The organism is Acidovorax sp. SUPP1855 (assembly GCF_030158955.1).
GTDB lineage: Bacteria > Pseudomonadota > Gammaproteobacteria > Burkholderiales > Burkholderiaceae_C > Paracidovorax.
Genome location: NZ_BQXI01000006.1, coordinates 53,996 through 75,580, shown reverse-complemented (window position 1 = coordinate 75,580; position 21,585 = coordinate 53,996). Strand labels below are relative to the sequence as shown.

22 protein-coding genes and 1 riboswitch are annotated in these 21,585 nt (G+C 70.9%); of the genes, 8 read left to right on the top strand and 14 right to left on the bottom strand.

The window, feature by feature from the left end:
* The first annotated feature begins 25 nt into the window (after positions 1–25).
* The 4 genes from AVMA1855_RS07170 (at position 26) to AVMA1855_RS07155 (ending at position 3,233) form a co-directional block, all read left to right on the top strand.
* Positions 26–1,102 (top strand): extracellular solute-binding protein, encoded by a 1,077-nt coding sequence (locus AVMA1855_RS07170; RefSeq protein WP_284425172.1) that lies wholly within the window; start codon positions 26–28, stop codon positions 1,100–1,102.
* A 5-nt stretch (positions 1,103–1,107) separates the two neighbouring features.
* Positions 1,108–1,929 (top strand): ABC transporter permease, encoded by an 822-nt coding sequence (locus AVMA1855_RS07165; RefSeq protein ID WP_284425171.1) that lies wholly within the window; start codon positions 1,108–1,110, stop codon positions 1,927–1,929.
* Positions 1,907–2,428 carry a TIGR00725 family protein gene (locus AVMA1855_RS07160; RefSeq protein WP_284425170.1) on the top strand — a complete coding sequence of 174 codons (522 nt, stop codon included), beginning with the start codon at positions 1,907–1,909 and terminating at the stop codon, positions 2,426–2,428. The genes AVMA1855_RS07165 and AVMA1855_RS07160 overlap by 23 nt, the downstream gene beginning before the upstream one ends.
* A gap of 151 nt (positions 2,429–2,579) precedes the next feature.
* A complete protein-coding gene (locus tag AVMA1855_RS07155) occupies positions 2,580–3,233 on the top strand; it encodes a flavin reductase family protein (RefSeq protein WP_284425169.1) in 654 nt (217 codons plus the stop codon).
* 25 nt (positions 3,234–3,258) lie between these two features.
* Here the strand turns inward: AVMA1855_RS07155 and AVMA1855_RS07150 are convergent, their stop codons facing one another.
* The gene (locus tag AVMA1855_RS07150; RefSeq protein ID WP_284425168.1) at positions 3,259–5,637 is read right to left on the bottom strand and encodes an amino acid adenylation domain-containing protein; all 2,379 of its coding nucleotides are present in this window, start codon (positions 5,635–5,637) and stop codon (positions 3,259–3,261) included.
* Between the two features lie 362 nt (positions 5,638–5,999).
* On the opposite strand from AVMA1855_RS07150, the gene AVMA1855_RS07145 reads away from it, so the two are divergent.
* Positions 6,000–6,218, top strand: coding sequence for a hypothetical protein (locus AVMA1855_RS07145; protein WP_272566235.1), 219 nt, complete (start codon positions 6,000–6,002; stop codon positions 6,216–6,218).
* Positions 6,219–6,288: 70 nt separating this feature from the next.
* Positions 6,289–6,591 carry a hypothetical protein gene (locus tag AVMA1855_RS07140; protein ID WP_284397150.1) on the top strand — a complete coding sequence of 101 codons (303 nt, stop codon included), beginning with the start codon at positions 6,289–6,291 and terminating at the stop codon, positions 6,589–6,591.
* Positions 6,592–6,652: 61 nt separating this feature from the next.
* On the opposite strand, the gene AVMA1855_RS07135 is transcribed toward AVMA1855_RS07140, so the two are convergent.
* Both AVMA1855_RS07135 and AVMA1855_RS07130 read right to left on the bottom strand, forming a co-directional pair.
* The gene (locus AVMA1855_RS07135; RefSeq protein ID WP_284425167.1) at positions 6,653–7,588 is read right to left on the bottom strand and encodes an NADP-dependent oxidoreductase; all 936 of its coding nucleotides are present in this window, start codon (positions 7,586–7,588) and stop codon (positions 6,653–6,655) included.
* A gap of 43 nt (positions 7,589–7,631) precedes the next feature.
* Positions 7,632–8,702: an alkene reductase gene (locus AVMA1855_RS07130; protein ID WP_284425166.1), complete on the bottom strand. Its 1,071-nt coding sequence runs from the start codon at positions 8,700–8,702 to the stop codon at positions 7,632–7,634.
* 91 nt (positions 8,703–8,793) lie between these two features.
* Here AVMA1855_RS07130 and AVMA1855_RS07125 point away from each other — a divergent pair, with 91 nt between their 5' ends.
* A complete protein-coding gene (locus tag AVMA1855_RS07125; protein WP_284425165.1) occupies positions 8,794–9,684 on the top strand; it encodes a LysR family transcriptional regulator in 891 nt (296 codons plus the stop codon).
* A 53-nt stretch (positions 9,685–9,737) separates the two neighbouring features.
* On the opposite strand, the gene AVMA1855_RS07120 is transcribed toward AVMA1855_RS07125, so the two are convergent.
* From AVMA1855_RS07120 to cobM, 11 genes are read right to left on the bottom strand one after another with little or no spacing between them, the layout of a single operon-like run.
* Positions 9,738–10,133 (bottom strand): (2Fe-2S) ferredoxin domain-containing protein, encoded by a 396-nt coding sequence (locus AVMA1855_RS07120; RefSeq protein WP_284425164.1) that lies wholly within the window; start codon positions 10,131–10,133, stop codon positions 9,738–9,740.
* Positions 10,130–11,134: a precorrin-3B C(17)-methyltransferase gene (cobJ, locus tag AVMA1855_RS07115; protein ID WP_272566244.1), complete on the bottom strand. Its 1,005-nt coding sequence runs from the start codon at positions 11,132–11,134 to the stop codon at positions 10,130–10,132. Before cobJ ends, AVMA1855_RS07120 begins: the two co-directional genes overlap by 4 nt.
* Positions 11,135–11,148: 14 nt before the next feature.
* The gene (locus tag AVMA1855_RS07110) at positions 11,149–11,811 is read right to left on the bottom strand and encodes an energy-coupling factor ABC transporter permease (protein WP_284397162.1); all 663 of its coding nucleotides are present in this window, start codon (positions 11,809–11,811) and stop codon (positions 11,149–11,151) included.
* A gap of 45 nt (positions 11,812–11,856) precedes the next feature.
* Complete coding sequence (locus tag AVMA1855_RS07105) at positions 11,857–12,294, bottom strand: cobalamin biosynthesis protein (protein ID WP_284425163.1); 438 nt, start codon at positions 12,292–12,294, stop codon at positions 11,857–11,859.
* Positions 12,291–13,085 (bottom strand): cobalamin biosynthesis central domain-containing protein, encoded by a 795-nt coding sequence (locus tag AVMA1855_RS07100; RefSeq protein ID WP_284425162.1) that lies wholly within the window; start codon positions 13,083–13,085, stop codon positions 12,291–12,293. The genes AVMA1855_RS07105 and AVMA1855_RS07100 overlap by 4 nt, the downstream gene beginning before the upstream one ends.
* Positions 13,082–13,918: a precorrin-2 C(20)-methyltransferase gene (cobI, locus tag AVMA1855_RS07095; RefSeq protein ID WP_284425161.1), complete on the bottom strand. Its 837-nt coding sequence runs from the start codon at positions 13,916–13,918 to the stop codon at positions 13,082–13,084. Before cobI ends, AVMA1855_RS07100 begins: the two co-directional genes overlap by 4 nt.
* Positions 13,915–15,288, bottom strand: a complete 1,374-nt coding sequence (cbiE, locus tag AVMA1855_RS07090; protein WP_284425160.1) for a precorrin-6y C5,15-methyltransferase (decarboxylating) subunit CbiE — start codon at positions 15,286–15,288, stop codon at positions 13,915–13,917. Before cbiE ends, cobI begins: the two co-directional genes overlap by 4 nt.
* Positions 15,285–16,394: a cobalt-precorrin-5B (C(1))-methyltransferase gene (locus AVMA1855_RS07085; RefSeq protein WP_284425159.1), complete on the bottom strand. Its 1,110-nt coding sequence runs from the start codon at positions 16,392–16,394 to the stop codon at positions 15,285–15,287. Before AVMA1855_RS07085 ends, cbiE begins: the two co-directional genes overlap by 4 nt.
* The gene (locus tag AVMA1855_RS07080) at positions 16,391–17,086 is read right to left on the bottom strand and encodes a precorrin-8X methylmutase (RefSeq protein WP_284425158.1); all 696 of its coding nucleotides are present in this window, start codon (positions 17,084–17,086) and stop codon (positions 16,391–16,393) included. Before AVMA1855_RS07080 ends, AVMA1855_RS07085 begins: the two co-directional genes overlap by 4 nt.
* The gene (locus tag AVMA1855_RS07075; protein WP_284425157.1) at positions 17,083–18,105 is read right to left on the bottom strand and encodes a sirohydrochlorin chelatase; all 1,023 of its coding nucleotides are present in this window, start codon (positions 18,103–18,105) and stop codon (positions 17,083–17,085) included. Before AVMA1855_RS07075 ends, AVMA1855_RS07080 begins: the two co-directional genes overlap by 4 nt.
* A complete protein-coding gene (gene cobM / locus AVMA1855_RS07070) occupies positions 18,102–18,923 on the bottom strand; it encodes a precorrin-4 C(11)-methyltransferase (protein ID WP_284425156.1) in 822 nt (273 codons plus the stop codon). Before cobM ends, AVMA1855_RS07075 begins: the two co-directional genes overlap by 4 nt.
* A 132-nt stretch (positions 18,924–19,055) precedes the next feature.
* Positions 19,056–19,289, bottom strand: a riboswitch (cobalamin riboswitch).
* A gap of 280 nt (positions 19,290–19,569) precedes the next feature.
* On the opposite strand from cobM, the gene AVMA1855_RS07065 reads away from it, so the two are divergent.
* A complete protein-coding gene (locus AVMA1855_RS07065; protein ID WP_284425155.1) occupies positions 19,570–21,570 on the top strand; it encodes a carboxylesterase family protein in 2,001 nt (666 codons plus the stop codon).
* Positions 21,571–21,585 lie beyond the last annotated feature (15 nt).

Below are 21,585 nucleotides of genomic sequence, written 5' to 3'. Positions count from 1 at the left end.
CACCGACCCTTTCGGAGATTTCCCCATGCAACGCAGACAACTCATCCAGGCCGCCGGCGCCCTGCCGCTGGCCGCCCTCGCGCCCGCCGCCTTCTCGTTCGACGGCCCCGAGCTGTACGCCGGCGAGAAGGCGCTCTACCAGGCCGCGCAGAAGGAGGGCCTGTGCGTGTCGTTCGACACCGGCCCCGAATGGGCGAACTGGAAGGCGCTGTTTCGCGAGTTCAAGAAGCGCTACCCCGAGATCGAGCTGACCTACAACGACATCGGCTCGGCCGCCACCGTGCTGGCGCTGGAGAAGACCCGCCGCCGCCCCCAGGCCGACACCGCCTACTACTTCGCGGCCTCGGCCGTGGACGCCGCCGCCAAGGACGTGGTGGCCCCGTTCAAGCCGGTGAACTTCGAGCACCTGCCACCGGTGTTCCGCGAGGCCGAAGGCCGCTGGTTCACCATCCACACGCTCAACATCGCCTTCCTGGTGAACCGCCAGCTCGTGAAGACCGTGCCCACCGGCTGGGCCGACCTGCTGCGGCCCGAGTACCGCAACGCCGTGGTGTACCTGGACCCGCGCACCGCCGGCGTGGGCCAGGTGGTGGCGTTCGCCGCCGCCTACGCCATGGGCGGCAGCGTGAACGACGTCAAGCCCGGCACCGACTACCTGGGCCGCCTGCATGCGGCCGGCAACGTGCTGCGCGTGGAGGGCACCACGCCGTACGCCAAGTTCCTCAAGGGCGAGATCCCCATCTGGATCGGCTACGAGAACGACGGCCTCAAGGCCAGGCACGTGGACGGCATGGGCGATGCGCTGGAGGTGGTGATCCCCCGCGAGGCCAGCGTGGCCGCGCCCTATGCCATCAGCCTCGTCAAGAACGGACCCAACCCCAACGCCGGCAAGCTGTGGCTGAACTTCACCATGAGCCTGGCCGGCCAGGCGCTGTTCGCCCAGGGCTTCGTGCGCCCCGCCGTGCCGGGCGTGCCGCTGGCCGCCGACATCGCCGCGAAGATGCCCGCCGCGCCGCAGATCCGCCCGCTGGACGTGGTGAAGGCCTCCGCGCGCAAGGCCGAGGTGGACCGCCTCTGGGCCGAGGCCACCGTGGGCCGCTGAACGCCATGCGGCGATTCGGTGCCTGGCCCGCCTGGGCCTTCATGGCGCTCTTTCTGGCCGTGCCGCTGGCGGCGCTGCTGCCCGAGGCCCTGGCCGATCACGGCGCGGTCTTCGGGCGGCTGCTGCACCACCCGCTGTTCGCGGGCGCGCTGCGCAACACGCTGCTGCTGGGGCTGGGCAGCGGCGCGGTGTCGGCCGTGGTGGGCAGCTGCCTGGCCCTCGAACTGGCACGCCAGCCCGAGGGCCGGCGCCGCTGGCTCATGGCGATGCTGGGGCTGCCGCTGGCCTTCTCGGGGCTGGTGATCGCCTACGGCTTCATCCTGGCGTTCGGCCGCGCGGGCCTGGTCACGCAGCTGGCCGCCCGGCTGGGCGCCGACCCCGCCGTGGTGGGCGGCTGGATCTACAGCGTGGGCGGCCTGGGCCTGGCCTATGCCTACTACCTCGTGCCGCGCGTGGCCCTGTCGCTGTACCCCGTGTTCGCGCACCTGGACCTGCGGCCCCTGGCCGCCGCGCGCACGCTGGGCGCCACGCCGCTGCGCGCGTTCTGGGACACCGTGGTGCCCGAGGTGGCGCCCTCCGTGCTCGCCAGCGCCTGCACCGTGGCCGCGCTGGCCATGGGCACCTACGGCACGGCGCTGGCGCTGGTGGGCACGCAGCTGAACATCCTGCCGCTGATGCTGCTCGCGCAGGTCAGCGACGGGGGCAACGACTTTTCCATGGCGGCGGCGCTCTCGCTGGTGCTCATGGTCGTGTGTGTGATCGTGATGGGAGTTGGAGATGTGGCCACCCGCCAACGGGAGCGCGATGCTTCCCGAAACCACCGTTGAGGCGCTGGTGCGGCTGGCCGCCCGCCAGCGCGGCCCGCGCCGCCATGCCCAGCCGGTGGGCGTCATCGGCCCCGGCGACGGCGGCGTGCGCGAATGCCAGGCCGCCTACGCCGTGGGGCGCCACCTGGCGGCCGCGGGCATGGCCATCGTCTGCGGCGGGCGCGGCGGCGTGATGGCCGCGGCCTCGCGCGGCGCGCACGACGCGGGCGGCATCGCCATCGGCCTGCTGCCCGAGGACGACGACCGCCACGCCAACGAATGGCTCAGCGTGGCCGTGCCCACCGGCATGGGCGAGATGCGCAACGCCCTCATCGCGCGCAGCAGCCGCTGCCTGGTGGCCGTGGGCGGCGGCATGGGCACGCTGTCGGAGATGGCGCTGGGCCTCAAGTGGGGCAAGCCGGTGTACGTGCTGCACGGCGACATCGCCCTGCCCGGCGCCGTGCCGGTGGCGGACCTGGGCGAACTGCTGGGCGCGGTGGCCGCCTGCCTGCTGGACTGAAGGCGCCCGGGCGGGCGGTGAAGGGGCGTTCGCAGCCTTTGCGAACCTTTCAGGCCGCACGCCGGGAGATTGATTGCCCTGTTAGCTATAAAAATAATAGCAAACGCCCTGGCCGGCGAATCCGGAACCGTTTGTGTATCGTGCAGGCATGATGACCGCCACCTCCCCCCACGACGCCGCCCCGGCCGCCTCCGGCATCCACAGCTACGAGCCGCGCCAGGGCCACGGCCTGCCGCACGACCCCTTCAACGCCATCGTGGGGCCGCGCCCCATCGGCTGGATCGCCTCGCGCAGCGCGGCCGGCGTGCTCAACCTGGCGCCCTACAGCTTCTTCAACGCCTTCAACTACACGCCGCCCATCATCGGATTCGCCAGCATCGGCGCCAAGGACACGCTCGCCAACATCCAGGCCACGGGCGAGTTCGTCTGGAACCTGGCCACCCGCCCGCTGGCCGAGGCCATGAACCGTACCTGCGCCGCCGTGCCGCCCGAGGTGGACGAGTTCACGCTCGGCGGCCTCACCCCCGCGGACTCGCGGATCGTGTCCGTGCCCCGCGTCGCCGAAAGCCCGGTGGCCATGGAATGCCGCCGCACGCAGATCGTGCGGCTCGAGGGCGCGGACGGCGAGAAGGTGCCCACCTGGCTGGTGCTGGGCGAGGTGGTGGCGGTGCACATCGACCGCGCGCTACTCAAGGACGGGGTGTACGACACGGCCCATGCCGGGCACATCCTGCGCGCGGGCGGCCCGGCGGACTATTTCACGGTGGGGCCGGAGCAGCTGTTCAAGATGCACCGACCGCGCTGAGCGGCCGCCGGGGTGGGGCGCAGCCTCACTGCAGCCGATAGGCGTTTTCCACCGTGTATCTGCCGCCCTTGACGACTCCGCCTTCATCTTGTTCTTCATCGTCCTCGTCGGTGTGGTCCGCGTCCACGTACTCGAAAGGCGCCGGACTGCCGAGAGACTTCAATAAGCCCTCATAGGCTGGCAACGTCCCGTCCTCTTCGTTGCTCCCGGAGGCGGCGCACACCAGCGCGCACCCCATGGCGTCGGCCTTGCACCGGGCGAGTTGCACCAAGGCCTTGTCTGCCGGACTGTCGGCCTCTATGCCCGTGTTGGCATACAGCTTTTCGACATACAGAACCGGCCGTCCCGTCGCCTCGTCCAGCAGAAGCCGGACCATGCGCCGGGCAGCGATGGTGCCGTCAGGTGCCCGGGCCATCAGCATGCGGTATTTCCCATCGATCACATAGCCCATCAGGGCCTTGCTGCGCATTGCGTCATCATTGACGCTCTGGCAACTCGCAACGTCGGTTCCACACAGCAGCAGATCTTCCGGGTGGTCGGTGTCCTCGACGGCGAATGCCTGTGCAACAGTCTCCAGTACCGCTGGCTTCTTCCACTGCGCATAGGCCTCGGGAGCCTGCTTCTCGATCTCGGCCAGATGGGGCGATGCGGTGGTGGCGTAACGCATGGCCCGGAACTGGGCGAGCCCGTCCCGCGACCAGACGGCGCTGTCGGCAAACCCATCCAATGCGTTCAGGACCGCCTCTTTCCCCTCGTCCTCGTCGAGGTTGGAGCGGATGTTCTGCGCATGGACGATCAGCGCTTCGGGTTGCCGCCAGGAAGAGAGAAACGCCTTCCAGGCCACCAGGCTTTCAGGGCCCGCGTCCTGGGCTCCCACTCCCGGCATCGCAAGACGCAGCACGGGTGCAATGGCGTCCTTGATCGATGCAGGCCTGTCCGGGGATCGCGCCAGATCGGTCAGCTTGTCGAGCACCATGGAAGACTGCGCATCCTCTCCCGTGGCGCACTGCACCGCGATGGCGATAGAACGCAGGTTGTCGAGAAAGCCACGACAAGGTGACACCGTTCCATCGGGAGGCAGCGCATGCTCCAGAAGCTGGCGGCGCTCCTCATGAGAGAGATCGCACTCGCTGTCCGCCAGCAGGAGCAGATCCTTCAACGCGCGGTGCAGCCAATGGCTGTTCTTGAGATCGGACGAGCCCAGGATCTTCAGCAATTCCGCAGGAGGCCGGGCAGGACTCGCAAACAGCGGATACAGCGCGATGGCCAGACTGCGCATGTGCGGCCGGTGAAACGGCACTGAAAATTGCAGATAGTCGCGGGCATCGTCACCGGCATGGGCCGGCAACGCCAGCCGCTCCGTCAATTGCCGGCGCAAAAGGGGCGCGTGCAGTCGCGCCAAAGACTGCAAGGTGCCCTCCAGTGCCGCAAGCCCCGAGGGTGGCAGGCCGCCGAACATGACCGCGGCTTCGAAGGCCCATTGCTGATGCGTCGCGCGCGCCTGGGCACCCCGGTGGGTGGGATCGCCATCGGCCACACGCTGGAGCACCGGTTGAAGCTGCATGCCAGCCAGTATTTTCTGCAGCGCATGCAAGCGGACTGCAGGGTCCGAATGCGTCATCTCGGTGAAACTGCCCCAGACGGGCTTCCAACGCTGGAATTCTTCGCCCACCAGCCGGGCCAACTCTTCGCGGGTGGCAAGGGGCGCAAAAAGCCGCATTGCCTGCGCAAACATCCGCGAATGGCTAGCGGGGGCCAGATCGAGCTGGTAAAAGCCGCTGCGATGGCGACCATGGAACTGCATGTTCTTTGCATCCAGCGCCTGCTGCGCGAGCGCTACCGCAAGGCGCACGGGCTCTGGCAAGGCGAGCAACTCCGGTATGCGGCGCTTTTCCAAATCGAAACGATGACGCCCAGCCACCGCCGCTGCGACGATCGAGAGGGCCTCGACCGTCGCCCCTTCCATTTTTTCCAGCGAGTACAAGGCCGACAGACCCCGTGGATGCCCTGCCAGGGCCTCGGCCAGTGCGCGCCGCTCGGCTTCGCCCATCCGTGAATCCACCGCCAGGGCCACGATGTCTGAAAACTGGCCGCTGCTCAACGCCACGCGGTCCAGCAACGCTTTCCGGGCGCGTTCGAAAAGCGCGTGGGCCTGCCGCTGCACGGCAGATTCGGTGGCCCGGGCCGCGGCACCGGAAGAGGAAGCCTGCGCCCCACCCTGGCGCGCAGCCAGCGATTGCCGAGGCGCCATCGCTCCGGCTTCCTGTGGAGCGGCACGGGACGCGAGCGGGCCGGTTTCCACCGGCGCACGATGCGTTGGTGGCGGCGGGGTTGCCTCTTGCACCGGTAACGGCGCGGCCTGCGCGGGCAAGGCCGGGTTGCGGGCCGCAACGGGTGTGGTCATGGAAAGAGAAATTTCTGGAGTTGTGGTTCGCCGCACCAACCGGCAGACCCATCGATTGCATCGTGCCGCGATCGTTTCCGCTGAGCGCCTGCCGTGCGAAGCGTTGCATGCCATTGCGATGCCTTGGCGGGCAACCCCGATCTCGCAGTGGCGGTGCGCCACGACGGTCTGGGCATCGCACCGAGCAGGGCCTGTGCGGTGCCAACGACACAGAACCCATCGGCACCCAGCTTTCCTGAACAACCCCAGCCTGTAGCGCTTATGCTGCTGGCGCACGCAGCGATCCTTTTTTGAAAACCCGGCGCCCATCGCATGCTGCTGCTGACCCCGGCGGTGGGGCGCCTGACGCGGAGCGACGACACATGAACCCCACCCGACTGATCGCCATCGTTTTGATCGTGGCCGGCGCCCTGGGCCTGGCCTACGGCGGCTTCAGCTACACGAAGGACACCACCGTGGTGAAGGTCGGTCCGCTGGAGATCTCGGCCAAGGAGAAGGAGACCGTCAACATCCCGCTGTGGGTGGGCATCGGCGCCATCGCCGTCGGCGGCCTGCTGCTGGTGCTGGGCGCGAAGAAGTGATGCGGAGGCACGGCCCGCTGCCAGCCCCTGCGCGGTGCGGGGCGGCTGCGATGGACGGGGACGGCCCGGCATGAGGGCCGCCGCGCTGCGCCGATTCGCCGTGCGCTGCTGGTTCGGCCTGCTGTGCATCGCCCTCGGCCTCGCGCCGGTGCTGCTGCTCTTGCTGTCGTGGCCGCTGCTGCGCCTGCTCGGCTGCGAAGGCAACGAGGGCTCGGGCATGCAATGCGCCGCGGCCCCCGGGCTGTCGGACGCGGCGTATTCGGTGCTCATGATCGGTGCGTGGGGGTCGATGTTCACGCTGCCCTCGGCGCTGATGCTGTACCTGGCCGGGGTGGGAGTGCGCTGGCTGGCGCGCCCGCCGGCGCAGCGGTAAGGCCGGAGCGATACACCCCCGAAAGACGTTCGCCTCCCGGGCATTCGCGGCCGGGGAGCGGTCAGCGCGTGAAGTCGGCCACCACCTTGCCGATGCGGGGGCCGGTGCGACTGCGTTCGATGGCTGCCGGAATGCCGTTGAAGCCCACGGTATCGCTCAGCTTCGAGATCAGCGAGCCTTGGGCAATTTCCTGCGCGAACTGCGCCAGGAGCACCGCGTCCGCCTGGTTCACGAACCACAGTCCGCGACGGCCGGCAGGGGTGCGTGCGGCGATGTCGGGCGCGGCTGCGCTGACGATGGCGCCACCTTCGGCCAGCACGGTCCACGAGCGATCAAGCGCTTCGCCGCCAACGTAGTCCAGCACCAGGCCGATGCCCTGCGCCACCGACTCGAAACGCTCGCTTCGGTGGTCGATGACGTGGTCCGCGCCCAGGCTTCGGACATGGTCGAGGTGCGCTGCGGAGGCCGTGGCGAAGACCTCGGCGCCGGCCCGCTTGGCGTACTGCACGGCATAGCCGCCCAGCCCTCCCGCAGCGCCGTGGATCAGGATGCGCTGGCCTGCCGCGATGGGCCCCGCCTGGTGCAGGCTCTGCCAGGCCGCGACGGCCGCCACGGGAATACCGGCGGCCTGCACATCGTCCAGCCCCGCGGGCGTATGCACCAGGTTCGCCTCGGCCACCGGCACGAATTCCGTGTAAGCGCCGAGCCGGCCCAGCGGGCCCATGACGCGGTCGCCGACCCGAAAGCGCGAGGCCCCCGGCCCGACGGCCTCGACGGTGCCGGCCAATTCGATGCCGAGCACCGCAGGCAGGGGGATCGGGAACGCCTTCTGGACCAGGCCTTCGCGGACTTTCCAGTCGATGCCGTTCACGCCGGCCGCGCGAACCCGGACCAGCACCTGGCCGTCGCCGGCGGAGGGTTTCGGGATCTCGCCGATCTCGGCGGCCGACGCGCCGCCGTAGGCGCGGATCAGGACCGCGCGTTGGGTCGTTGTCATGGGAGGTTCTCCTGTGCAGGTGTCGATGGCGGGGCGCGCCGTTTCAGGCGGCTGCGCCGGCCAGGCCCGGGTAATCGGTGTAGCCCTTGGCACCACCGCCGTAGTAGGTGTTGTGGTCCGGCGCATTCATCGGGGCGTTGGTTTTCAGGCGCTCGACGAAGTCGGGGTTGGCCAGCACCATCTGTCCGTAGGCTTCCAGATCGGCCAGGCCCGACACCAAGTCGGTACCGATCTGCTCGCGTGCACGCCCCGGGCGGTTGACGATGAGCGTGCCGCGCCAGAGCTTGCGAATGTCCGCCACCAGGGCTTCGTCGCCCACGTGCATCACATGCACATAAGCCAGGCCCAGCCGGGAGAGTTCGGCGCTCAGGTAGCGGTACAGGGCCGGCCCTTCGGGCCCCTCATCGATGCCCCCCAGCTGGGCGCCGGGCGACAGGCGAATGGCGGTACGGTCCGCACCGATTTCCTCGGCGATCGCGGTGGCCACTTCGATCGCGAAACGGGCGCGGTTCTCGATCGATCCGCCGTACTGGTCGGTGCGGGTGTTGGCGCTCGGGGCGAAGAACTGCTGGACCAGATAGCCATTGGCACCGTGGATCTCGACGCCGTCGGCACCCGCCTCGATCGCCCGGCGAGCGGCCCGGCGAAAGTCCGCCACGGTCTGGCGGATCTCCTCGGTGGTCAGCGCGCGCGGCTCGGGGATGGGCTGCATGCCCGTCATCGTGAACATCGGCGCGCTGGGCGCGATCGCCGAAGGGGCCACGGCCTGCCGGTGGTGGGGCGTGTTATCGGGGTGCGACATGCGGCCCACGTGCATGAGCTGGATGAACAGGCGCGCGCCCTTGGCGTGCACGGCGCCAGTGATGCCCTGCCAGCCGGCCACATGGGCATCGGTGTAGATGCCGGGGGTGGTGAGGTAGCCCTGGCCGTCGTCGGAAGGCTGCGTGCCTTCGGAGACGATCAGCCCGACATCGGCGCGCTGCGCGTAGTAGGTGGCCGCGAGGGCCGTGGGCGTGCCGTCGGGCGCGGCGCGGGAACGCGTCATGGGCGCCATCACGAGGCGGTTCGAGAGGGTGTAGCGGCCGACGGTGGCAGGGCTGAAAAGGGCGGTCATGGGTTTCTCCGGTTGCGACGCTGCATCTTCGATTAACCTACCCATGAGATAAAGATGGTTTGATGGGAATGATTGATCCAATATTGACGCAATGGCCCTCGAATACCTGAACGACATGGCGCTTTTCGTGGAGGTGGTGAAAGCCAAGAGCTTTCGCGCGGCCGGCGATGCGACCGGGGTGCCCAACTCGACCTTGTCGCGCCGGATCGGCGCGCTGGAGAAATCGATCGGCCTGCGCCTGCTGCACCGCACGACCCGCAGGATCGAGTTGACCGAGGCGGGGCAGATCTACTACGAGCGCTGCCGGCGCATCGTCGAGGAGGCGCGGATCGCGCACGAGCAGCTGGGCGACCTGCTGGCCCAGCCCAGCGGGGTGCTGCGCGCCTCGCTGCCGGTGGACTTTGCGACCATCTACGTGGCGCCGCTGATCGCGGAGTTCGCCCGCCGCTATCCGGGCATCGCCTTCGATCTGGACCTCAGCCCGCGCCGGGTGGACCTGGTGGCCGAGCCCTTCGATGTGGCCATCCGCATGGGCGAGCAGCCGGACTCGACGCTGGTCGCGCGCCAGTTGGCCCGCCTGACCACCCACCTGTACGCATCGCCCCGCTATCTGCAGGCAGCGGGTGAGCCCGCAGACCCCGCTGCGCTGTCACAGCATGAGTGCATCGGCTCTCCGAAGCTCGGCCCGTGGGTGCTGAACGCCAACGAGGGAGGGGTCACCGTGGAAGTCGCTATCGGCCAGCGCTTCAAGGTCAACAGCGTGGGGATGTGCCGCAGCCTGGCCGTGCTGGACCAAGGCATCGCTTTTCTGGCGGAAGGCGTCGTCGCGGACCACGTGGCCGAGGGGCGCCTGCGCCGCATCCTGCCGGGCTGGTACGGAACGCCCGTCCCGGTCTACGCCTTGACCGAAACGCGGCTCCTGCCAGCGAAAACGCTGCGTTTCATCGAGTTCCTGCAGGAGCGGCTGGCCACCGGTCCGTGAAGCCGGCCGCAAGGTGCACGGCCCGGTCGCCCCGGCCGCCGCACCCGCGCCGTTCAGCCCCCGGACGGCCCCTGGTGGAACACCAGGTCCTGCACCGGCTGGCCGCCCACCAGGTGGCTTTCGATGATGCGGTCCATGTTGGCGGGCGTGACGTCGTAGTACCAGGTGCCGTCGGGCTGCACGCACATCACCGGCCCGCCCTTGCAGGCGGCGAAGCAGCTCACGCGGCTGCGCTTGACGCGCAGCTCGCCATCGTTCAGGCCCGCGGCCTTGAACTTGTCGCCCAGGCTGTCGAACAGGGCCTGCGCCTGGCCGTCTTCGGCGCAGCGCGGGCCGGTGCAGATGAGGATGTGGCGGCGGTAGGCACCGATCTTCGGCCGGATGGCCACGCGCACCGCTTCGGGCGCTGCGGTCGTGGCGGTGGCGGTGGTGGGGTCTTGCTGGCTCATGCCTCTTCCTCGGTGGTGGCGACGGCCTCGGCCGCCAGGGGCTGGGCCAGGGTGTCGCGAATGTAATCGGCCGGCAGGCGGTGGCGCCGGGCCAGGGCCTCGATGCTCTCGCCGGCCGCGTGGTCGAGTTGCAGGTTCTCCAGCCAGCCGTTGAGGCCGGTGGAGAGCGACCGGCCCGGCCGCTCGCCGGCCCGCGTGGCGCCGCCGCCCTCCACGTCGTACTTGTTGGCGTAGCCGCGTGGCGTGACCATGAGGCCGTGCTGCACGATGGTGTTGCTGTTGCCGATCAGCACCGTGCTGAGCATGCCGATGTCGGCATCGCACATGGTGGCCAGCGTGGCGAACTCGATGCGCTCGCGGCGGCGGTAGGCGCTCTTGACGATGGCCACCGGCGTGTCCGGACTGCGGTGGCGCAGAAAGAGGCGCTGGGCCTCCTCGATCTGCCGCGTGCGCCGGCCGCTCTTGGGGTTGTAGAGCGCGACCACGAAGTCGGCCAGGGCGGCGGCGTCGAGCCGGCGCGCGATGGTGGGCCAGGGCGTGAGCAGATCGGACAGCGAGATGGCGCAGAAGTCGTGCGTGAGCGGCGCGCCCACGCGGGCGGCGCAGCTGTTGATGGCCGAGGCGCCGGGCACGATCTCGACCTCGATGCCGCCGGGCTCGACCACGCCGTTCTCGTCGAAGGCGGGCGGCGTCCAGCCGGCCTGGAACAGCACCTCGAACGTGGGGCCGGCCATGCCGTACACGCCCGCATCGCCCGAGGAGATGAGCGCCACCTTCTTGCCCTCGCGGGCGCGGGCCAGCGATTCGATGGCGCGGTCCAGCTCCTCGGTCATGGACTTGCGGATGATCTCCTTGCCCTCGATGAGATCGGCCACCAGCTTGATGTAGGTGACGTAGCCGATGATGGTGTCGGCCTCGGCGATGGCGGCGCGCGCGCGCGCCGTCATGTGGTCGGTGCTGCCGGGGCCGATGCCCACGAGCATGATCTTTCCTGCGGACATGGTCGCGGGGCCCCTCACGCAGCGGCCGCCGGGGCGGGGGATGCGACGCGCTGCAGCGTGCGCTCGTCGATGCAGGCGGCCAGCCAGCGGCGGCCGCGCAGGCGGGCGGCGCCGAGCGTGATGCCGATGGTGAGCAGCGGCTCCACCGCCACGAGGCTCAGGTACGACGCGGCGAACAGCGCCCAGTCGGCCACGGGCGCCGCATCGCTGCTGATGGACAGCCAGAAGCCCACCATGAGCGTCACGCCGGCGTAGTACATGGCATCGAGCTTGAGCACGTTGGCCACGCTGATGCGCTGCATGCGCTTTCCGAGGCCGTGGTGCACGGCCACCAGCGGCACGGCCAGGCTCAGGAAGTTGATGGCCAGGTGCGCCAGGTCCTGCGGCTCGAACACGAGGGCCTGGGCCAGCAGCCCCAGCCCGAAGCCGAACAGCGTGGGAATGAAGCCGAACAGCAGGTAGATGGGCATGGCGCCCACGAAATGCAGCTCCGACGGCCCCACCGGCATGTGCCAGACCTGCATGAGCACGCTGAAGAAAAAGGCCGCCAACAGCGTGCGCAGCCAGGCGGTGGGGCTTTTGAGCAGGGGCAGCGCGTGCGCGCCCAGCAGCGCCGTGGCGGCGACGGAGGCAAAGGCGATCTTGTCCTGCGAGAGGATGCCGATTTCGATGTGCATGGTGTGAACCTTGGGGTGAAGAAGGGGAAAATCGGAACGAAGGGATCAGCCGGCCGCGCGCGCCATGCGCGCGATCGACACGGTGGCGTTGCGGCCGTCCTCGCCGCGCAGCCGGTGCTTTTCCACCAGCAGGGCGGATGCGTCGTGCGCGGCACCGGCCGCCAGCAGCGCCGCGGCCTCGCTGACCGACGGGGTGCCCATGTAGCGCAGCACCGTGGCCGAAGGATTGGGCACGGGCACGGCCGCCAGTTGCGCGGCGGTGTACCACTGCAGCGGCCAGCCGTGGCGCGCCGCCAATGCGAGAAAGGCGGCCTCGTCGGCCTTGGCGGCGATGCTGGCGGCGGCAGCCACGTGGCGCAGGTCGGCGGGCACCTGCGCCAGGGCTTGCAGCAGGCAGGCCTGAACGGTGGCCTCGGGCGTGCCGCGGTCGCAGCCCAGGCCGATGGCCAGCCGCAGCCCACCGGTGCCGGGCGCCGCCGTCATGCCGCAGCGCCTTCCAGCGGCGGGCGGTAGACCACCAGGCGCTCTTGCAGGGCCTGCCACTGCTCGGGCGGCACCGGCGCATGGGTGACCCACAGCACGGCCCGGTAGTGCGCCAGGTCGACATCGCCCAGGCGGTCGAAGCAGGCGATGTTGGCGGGCAGCGGCGTCGGGCGGTTCCACCAGTCGCGGCGGCCGGCCTCCTGCACCACGGCGATGGGCTCGCCGTTGACGACGTGGGCCGACACGCGCGTGATGTTGATCTTGGGCGCCTCCACGCGCCAGCCCAGGTGGCGCCCGAGGATGTCCACGGGAATGGTCTTGCCCACGTCCGACGCGGTGGTGAGCACGGGCGTGGCGCCGATCAGCGCGGCGATGCGCTCGCTCCAGTCGTTGGCGCCGCCCACATGGCCCGACAGCACGGGGATCACGAACTGGCCCGCGTCGTCCACCACCGTCACGCCGGGGTCCTCGTCCTTGGATTTCAGCACCGGCGCGATGAGCCGCACCACGGCGCCGAGCGAGACGAAGAACACCAGCTGGTCGTAGGCAGCGAAGAGCGGCGCGATCTCGTCGCGCAGCGCGCCTTCGTAGGCCCGCAGGGTGTTGGGCAGGCCCTCGAACGCGCTGGCGAATTTAGCGGCAGTGCACACATGGGCCTGCGGCACGTCGCGGGCCAGCTGCGCGGCCTGCGCGGCGCCGTGGCGGGTGATGGCGACGAGGCACACGCGCACGGCCTCCAGCGGCTGCGCGGGCGCGGAGAGCACCACGGCGGGGGTGGCGGGGGAATTCATTCGGCAGGCTCCGGTTCGGATAGGAAGGCGCCCACATCGGTGAGCGAGGATTTCTTGAGGCAGCCCTTGATGCGCTCGCCGCGGATGCGGTGCGGGTTCTTGACAACCATGAGCGAGAGGTAGCTGACCTTGGTGCCGCGCAGGGCCGGCAGGTCCGGGCCGTTCACGCAGCGCTCGTCGGGCGCACCCACGCGCTCGATGAACTGCGTGTGCGGCAGCAGCCCGCGCCGCACGAGCCAGTCGATCAGCTCGTCCATCAGCGGCTTGACCTTCATGAGCACCAGGGTGTCGAAGTCGGGCAGCAGGCGGTCCACCGCGCCCACGCCGTAGGCGGCGGGCACGATGGCGACGGTGTCGTCCTGCTCGGCCAGCGGCATGCCGCGCGCGGCGCAGGCGGCGGTGAAGGCGTTCACGCCCGCGATCACTGGCACCTCGATGCGCGCATCCAGCGCCCGCACGGTGCGCGCCAGGTGGCCGAAGGTGGCATAGGTGCTGGCATCGCCCTCCACCAGGAACAGCACGTCCTGCCCGGCCTGCAGCCAGGGCAGCACGGCGGCGGCGGCGCGCGCCCAGGCACGGGCGAGCTTGTCGCCGTCGTGCGTCATGGGGAACAGCAGCGTCTGGTGCGTGGCGGGCGGCGTCAATCCTGCGCGCTGCACGATGTCGAAGGCGTAGCTGGGCGTCTTGGTGCTGCGGGCCGGGTAGGTCCACACGGCATCGCTGCGCTGCAGCTGCGCCCAGGCCGCGCGGGTGATGAGGCCGGGGTCGCCGGGGCCGAGCGACACGCCGATGAGGCGGCCCAGGGCGGCGCTGGACGGGGTCGTATCGGTCATGCGCCCTCCTCCACCACCGACGCTGCCGGGGCCTCTGTGCTCACGGCCTGCGCGCAGACGATCCACACCGGGTTCTCGGCCGCCATGCGGTGCATGTGCAGGATGGGCTTGCTGCGCGCGGCCTGCAGCTGCAGCACGTCCCACGCGGCGCCCGCGGCCTGCAGGGCCTGCGTGGCGGCGGCCAGGTTCTCCAGCGTGACGAAGTTCATCACCAGCCAGCCGCCCGGGCGCAGGCGTTTCAGGCACAGCGCGATCAGCTCGGCCAGCTCGCCGCCCGAGCCACCGATGAAGACGGCATCCGGGTCGGGCCACGCATCCAGCCCCTCGGGCGCCTTGCCGTGCACCAGCGTGTGGTTGGACACGCCGAAGGCCTGCACGTTCTGCCGCGCGATGGCCGCATCGGCCTCGTTCTTCTCGATGGCCCACACATGGCCCTGGGGGCACAGGCGCGCGGCCTCCAGCCCCACCGAGCCGCTGCCCGCGCCGATGTCCCACACGCGGCTGTCGGCGCGCAGCTGCAGGCGCGCCAGCGACACGGCACGCACCTCCTGCTTGGTGATGAGGCCCTTGTCCGGTTGGCGCTGGTGGTAGGCAGCATCGGGCAGGCCGAAGCGCACCGGCGCGGGCCGCTGGCGCGTGCGCACCAGCAGCACCACGTTGGGGTCGGCAAAGGCCTGCTGCGCCGCGTCGGCCGGCGCCAGGTCGGCGCACACGCGCTCGTCGGCCGTGCACAGGCGCTCGGCCACGCTGAGCTGGAAGTCGTCCTGCAGGCCCTCGGCCACCAGCAGGCGGGCGATGCGCGCGGGCGTGTTGTCGGGGCTGGTGAGCACCGCCAGCCGGTCGTGAGCGCGCACGGCCTGCGCCAGGGCATACAGGCCGTGCGACGGTGCGGCGCCCTGCTGCCACTCGCCCGCATCCCTGGCGTGCACCGAGACGATGCGCGCGTCCTGCCAGGCCAGGCCCAGGCGGGCGCAGGCCAGCTGCAGCGTGGAGACGTTGGGAATGACCTCGATGGCCTCGATGCACAGGCGCGAGGCCAGGTAGCTGGCGATGCCGTGGCACAGCGGATCGCCCGTGGCCAGCACCACGCTGGCCTGCTGCGCATCGCGCGCGGCGGCGATCCAGCCGGGCACGGCGGAGAGCTGCCCCGTGAGGTCGCGCCGCGTGGCGCCGGGGGCGATGTCGTCCTCGAACAGCGCCAGCGCGCGCGTGCCGCCCACCACCAGGTCAGCGCGGCGCAGCAGGGCCAGCGCGGTGGCACCCAGGCTGGCCGCACCGTCGTCGAGCACGCCGATGATGCGGCAGGGTTGGGGGTCGGGCATGGCGGTCGGGGCGGTGGTCAAGGCGGTCACGGTGTCGGGGGCGTTCATGCGGAGCAGGCCTCAGCCATCTTGCGGCCGTCGAAGTCGCAGACGAGCACCTGGAGCTGGAAGCGGCCCCCGTAGCGGTCGGGGGCCATGAGGGTGTCCACCACCGCGCGGGCCAGCGCGGCGTGAAAGGATGCGGCCAGGCCCAGCGCTTCCATGCGCTCGGCGGCGAAGCGCGCGGTCTCGGCGGCGGCGATCTCGGCGCACACGTCGGCCGGCGCGCCGATGCCGGCGGCCAATTCGGCCAGCAGTTGCGTGTCGACCTCGGCGCGGTTGGCGTGGGTGATGGTCTCGCCCTGGGCGATCTTGGTGAGCTTGCCCACCATGCCGCCGATGACGACTTCGCGCAGCCCCTGGGCCACGGCCTCGTCGAGCGCGTAGCGCAGGAAGTCGCCCATCTGCACGAAGCAGGCGGCGGGCAACTGCGCGCGCTCCTTCATGGCGAACTGCTCGGTGCGTCCGCCGGTGGTGAGCACCGCCACGCCGTGGCCCAGCGTGGCCGCCACCTGCACGCCCTGCACCACGCTCGCGCGGTAGGCCGAGGTGGAATAGGGCTTGACGATGCCGGTGGTGCCGAGGATGGAGATGCCGCCCAGGATGCCCAGGCGCGCGTTGAGCGTCTTCTTGGCCATGTCCACGCCCTGCGGCACGGAGATGGTGACCTCCAGCCCCGCATGGGCGAGCAGCGCCTCGCCCACGGCGCGCACGTTCTCTTCGATATTTTGGCGCGGCACCGGGTTGATGGCCGGGCCGCCCACCGCCAGGCCCAGGCCGGCCATGGTGACGGTGCCCACGCCGAAGCCGCCCGCCAGCCGCACCGCGCCGGCGTCGCCGGGCAGCACGCGCACGTCGGCGGTCAGGTGGGCCTTGTCGGTGCAGTCGGGGTCGTCGCCCGCGTCCTTGATGACCATGGCATGCGCGGCCTGGCCGTCGCAGCGGCCGTCGTTCACGGCGAAGCGCACCACGTCGCCGTTGGGCAGCAGGCAGTCCACCGCCTCGGGCACGCAGCCGTGCACCAGCCCCAGCACGGCGGCGCGCGCGGCGGCGGCCGAACACGCCCCGGTGGTGAAGCCAGTGCGCGTGCCGCGGCGCACGGTCTTTTCCATCATGGCGACGGCGTCCCCGGCATCGTGGCCTTCTGGCGGGCCTCGGCCAGCGCCAGCAGCGCGTGCAGCGCGGCCACCACCAGCGTGGAGCCGCCCTTGCGGCCGCGGATGACGATCCACGGCACCGCGTCCACGCCGGCCATCAGGTCCTTGGATTCGGCGGCGGAGACGAAGCCCACCGGCATGCCCACCACGAGCGCGGGGCGCACGCCCTCCTCGCGGATCAGCCGCACCAGCTCGATGAGGGCCGTGGGCGCGTTGCCGATGCCGACGACGGCCCCCTGCAGCAGCCCGTGCCGGTGCGCCTTGCGCATGGCCTGCACGGCGCGCGTGGTGTCCTCGGCCTGGGCCTGGGCGATCACGTCGGCGTCGCTGATGAACTGGTGCGTGCGCATGCCGAAGTGGGCCAGGCGCGGCTGCGACAGGCCCGAGCAGATCATCTCCACATCGGCCACCACGGGCGCGCCGCCGCGCAGCAGGGCGGCGATGCCGGCCTCCACCGCCTTCGGGTGGAAGTCGGTCAGGCCGTTGAACTCGAAATCGGCGTTGGCGTGGATCATGCGGCGCACGATGGGCCACTGCGCCGCGGTGTAGGGGTGCGGGCCGGCCTCGGCGTCGATGATGGCGAAGCTGTCGTGCTCGATGGCCTGGCCGGCGCGCGTGAGCTGCTCGGTGACGGTGTTGACGGTGCTCATGCCGTGGCGGTCTCGTGCGGGTGCGGGTGCGGGTGCGGGTGCGGGTGCGGGTGCGGGTGCGCCGCGCCATGGGCGTGGTCGGCCCCGTGCGGGGCGTGCGCGTGGCGGTGCATCGGCGCCCCGCCCGCGGCGAGGGCCACCACCGCCTCGGGGGTCGGCGCGGGCGCGGCCGCCGGGGCGTGCGTGTGCTCGTGGCTGTGGCCGTGCCCCAGGTCGTGCGCGATCTCGCGGTACTTGCAGCCGTCGCAGGGCAGCAGGCTGCCCGGGGTGCCCTCCAGCAGGTCGGCCACGCGGCCCTCCAGCAACTCGAAGATCTCGCGCTCCAGGCCGAAGTGCGGCGACTGGGCGAAGCGCACCTGCGGGTACTGCGCGCGCAGGTGCGCCACCTGCCGGCCGATGCGCTGCATCAGCGTGCCGGTGTACAGGTAGTACGGCAGCACCACGATCTGCTTCATGCCCAGCAGCACCTGGCGCTGCACCACGCGCTCCAGGCGCGGCCAGGTGATGCCGGTGAAGGCGATCTCGACCAGCTCATGGTGGCCGTCTTCCTGCAGCCAGCGCGCCATCTTGGCGACGTCGCCGTTGGCCTGCCGGTCGGACGATCCCCGGCCCAGCAGCACCACGCCGGTGGTGGTGGGGTCGGGCATGTCCAGCGCGTTCATGCACTGGCGCAGCTGGCGCTGCAGGATGGCCAGGATGGGCTCGCACGCCGTGAGGTGCGGGCCGTAGAGAAACGCCACGCCCGGGCAGTGCGCGCGCGCATGCTCGATGGCCTCGGGGATCTCCATCTTCACGTGGCCCGCCGCGTTGAGGATGAGCGGCAGCACCAGCACGCGCTGGCTGCCCTGCGCGGCCTGCAGCAGGCCGTCGTGCAGGCCGGGCGGCGCGAACTCGATGAAGCACACCTCGATGCGCCAGGCCGGCTGGCGCGCGCGCCATTGCGCCACGAAGGCGTGGATCTCGTCGTTGCCCTCGGGCTCGCGCGAGCCATGGCCGATCAGCAGGATGGTGGTGTTCATGGGGCACGCTCCAAGGGGGTTTGGGTGGGGCGGGCGGGCTCGCTCGCCCGGCGGAAGCGGTGCGTGAAGGTGGGGTCGTACAGCTTGGACTTGGCCAGCTCCGTCCACTGCCGGGCACCCAGCGTGGGGCTGGCGATCACCATGGCCTGGCTCACCACCTGGGCCTCGCGGCAGCGGTCGCGGATGTCGGCCAGCGTGCCGCGCACGATCAGCTCCTCGCCCGGCCAGCTCGCCTTGTGCACCACGAGCAGGGGCGCGTCCTCGGCCCAGCCGGCCTCGCGCAGCCCGGCCTGCACCTTGTGCAGCAGCGTGATCGACAGAAAGATGCACAGCGTGCAGTGGTGGCGGCCCAGCTCGGCCAGCGACTCGCCCGGCGGCATGGGCGTGCGGCCCTCCACGCGGGTGAAGATCACGCTCTGCGTGACCTCGGGCAGGGTGAAGCTCTCCACCGCCGCCGCGGCCGAGGCCATGGCCGAGGACACCCCCGGCACCACGCGCACCGGCACGCCCGCGGCGTCCAGCGGCTGCACCACCTCGATCAGCGCGCCGTACAGGGCCGGGTCGCCCGTCTGCAGGCGGATCACGGTGTCGTGCTTTTGCGCCTGCAGGATGAGCCACGCCGCCATCTGCGGCAGCGTCATGTCCTTGCTGTCGGCGATGGTGCAGCCGGGCGGCGCCCAGCGCGTGGCCGCTTCGTTGACGAGCGAGCCCGCGAACAGGATGGCGCCGGCGCGCTCGATGAGCGCGCGGCCCTTGACGGTGATGAGTTCGGGATCGCCCGGCCCGGCGCCGACGAACCAGACGGTGCCCGGCGTCATGGCCGCGGGGCTGGCGCACGCGCCAGCACAGAGAAGATTTGCATGGGGACCACAGGAATGCATTCGCCCGGACCCCTGCCTCCCCGCAGGTTCCGTGAAATGGGCCGCGCGCTCCAAGGCCTGTGCCTTGGCGCGCGCGGCCCCCTGTCGGCCGGTCTCCGGGCTGGCGAAAACCCGTGGGCCCTTCCCAGATGCCGAGGCATCCAGTGGGCACGATCCACGGGGTGAAGGCGAGGCCTTCTTTCGCTTACCGTTGCGGGGGCAGCCCAGGTTGGGGCGCGGTCCGTGCCGGACGCGCCCTCCCTGGTTCCCGTTTAACTGCGCGGTCGCAATGACCGCGCGAGCACCAACGGGCGGGAGTATAGATCGATTGCAAGCCTTTTAGGCCGTACGCCCTAGTGAAACATGCCTTGGTAGCTATTATTTCAATAGCAAACATGACAAGCCAGGCCAAGGATTCCAAGGAGCTGTGACCGCAGGTAACGCCTTGCACACGGCCCCCCTGGGCCGGCACCGCCACCCAGAACGATTCAGAAGGCTTCAGGCGCTGCGGCGGCCCGGGGCCCGTGCTTTCTCCAAGAATGGACCCGCCCCCCGCCCGGGGGGCGCGACACACCGATCCATCGAACAAGAGAGGGAGATTTCCATGCAACGACCCCCTTCCGCCCGACGCGCCTTGCTGGCGCTGGCGGCCCCTGCCCTGCTGTGCCTGGGCGCCCCGAAGATGGCCGCGGCCGCCACGGCACCGGCCTGCGCGAGCGGCACCACCGTCACCATCGCCGGCGCGCCCGCGGCGCCCACGCTGTGCGGGCTACAGACGCCCGTCACCCCCGCGGGCGCATCGGCGCCGCTGCCGGTGAACGCCTACCTGGGCATCCAGTACGCGACGGCCGCGCGGTTCCAGCCCCCGGCGGCGACGGTCCCGGCAGGCAGCAACGTGGCGCAGACGGCCGCCGGCCCGTTCTGCCCGCAGGCCGCGCGGCCGAACCTTCCCACCAGCGCGCAGAGCGAGAACTGCCTGTACCTGAACGTCTTCACGCCGCAGTCGGCCATCGGCGCGCAGCCCCAGCGGCCGGTGCTGTTCTTCATCCACGGCGGCGCGTTCGTGGAGGGCAGCGGCTACCTGCCGCTGTACGACAGCGCCAAGGGCGCCACGGTGGGCAACCTGTACGACGGCTCGTACCTCGCGGCGGCGGGCGACATGGTGGTCGTCACCATCAACTACCGCCTGGGGGCGCTGGGCTTCCTGGCCCTCGACAACGCGGTGGAAAACCCCACCGTCGGGGGACCGCTGCGGGGCAATTTCGGCATCCTGGACCAGCAGGCGGCGCTGGACTGGGTGCAGAAGTACATCGGCGCCTTCGGGGGCGATGCCACCCGGGTGACGGTCGCGGGCGAGAGCGCCGGGGCCATGTCGGCGGGGCTGCACCTGTTCTCGGCACCGGACAGCGCCACGCGCTTTCAGGCCGCCATCATGGAGAGCAACCCGGTGGGCTCGGTGTACCGCACGCCCGCGCAGGCGCAAGGCATAGGAAGCCTGTTCCGCGATGCCCTGTGCACCCAGGTGGGCGGGTGCCTCGCGGGCAAGCCCATCCTGCTGAAGGCCACGCCGGCGCAGATCGTCGCGGCCCAGGCGGGCCAGCTGTTCGGCACCCGGGGCAAGGCCGGCAACCCCAAGGCCCTCGCCGCCGCCGAACGCGAGGCCGCCACGCGCCCGCTGGTGGGGCTTCTGGCCCAGGCGTCGCCCCAGGTCAACGATGGCCTGCCCTGGTCGCCCACCGTGGACGGCAAGGTCATCGTGGGCCAGCCCCTGGCCGGCTACAACGCGGTGTCCGCCACGGCCTCGATGCCGCCCAAGCCCTTCGTCTTCGGCGTGAACCGCGACGAGGGCGCCGTCTTCGCCAACCTGGCCTTCCTGAAGCTGGGGGTGGGGCTCAATCCCGTGGTCTTCAACGAGGGGCTGGTGCCGAAGGTCTGGCCGGACGACGCCAAGACCATTCTGGGCTACAGCACCACGGCACAAGGCCAGCCGGTCTTCCCGTACCGCGCGCCCACCCGGCCCGCGCCGAGCTACATGAACGGCACGGCGGCGACGCTGTCCGGCGTGATCAACGACTTCGCGTTCCGCTGCGGCAACCTGGCCATGGCGAACCGGGCGGCCGCCCGCAACGCGCAGGCGAGCCCCGCGCTGCCGGCCTTCGGCTACCTGTTCGCCCAGCCGCCGCTGATCGACCTCTACAGCGCCGGCAAGCCGCCCACGGAAGTCGCGGCCTGCGCACCGGGCCAGGACGGCAACGTCTGCCACGGCAACGAACTGCCCTATGTGTTCAACACCCTGGGAACGGCCTACGCGGTGTACACCCGGGGCAGCCAGCCGCCGCCGCCCGCCGACCAGGCCCTGGCCCAGACCATGGCCGCCGCCTGGGCGAGCTTCGTGAACAGCCCCGCCAGCCCGGCGCCATGGACGCCGGTGGCCGCCAGCGGCGCGCAGCTGCCGACGGCCTGGACGCCCTATGCCGGCCTGTCCTCGTCGCTTTCGCAATGGAGCACCGCGGGCAGCCCCAGCAGCCTCCCGGCATCGTCCATCGATTCGGCGGCCCACTGCACCGCGCTGTGGAACACGGTGGCGCCCATCGGGGGGCAGTGACCGGGGTGGCATGGC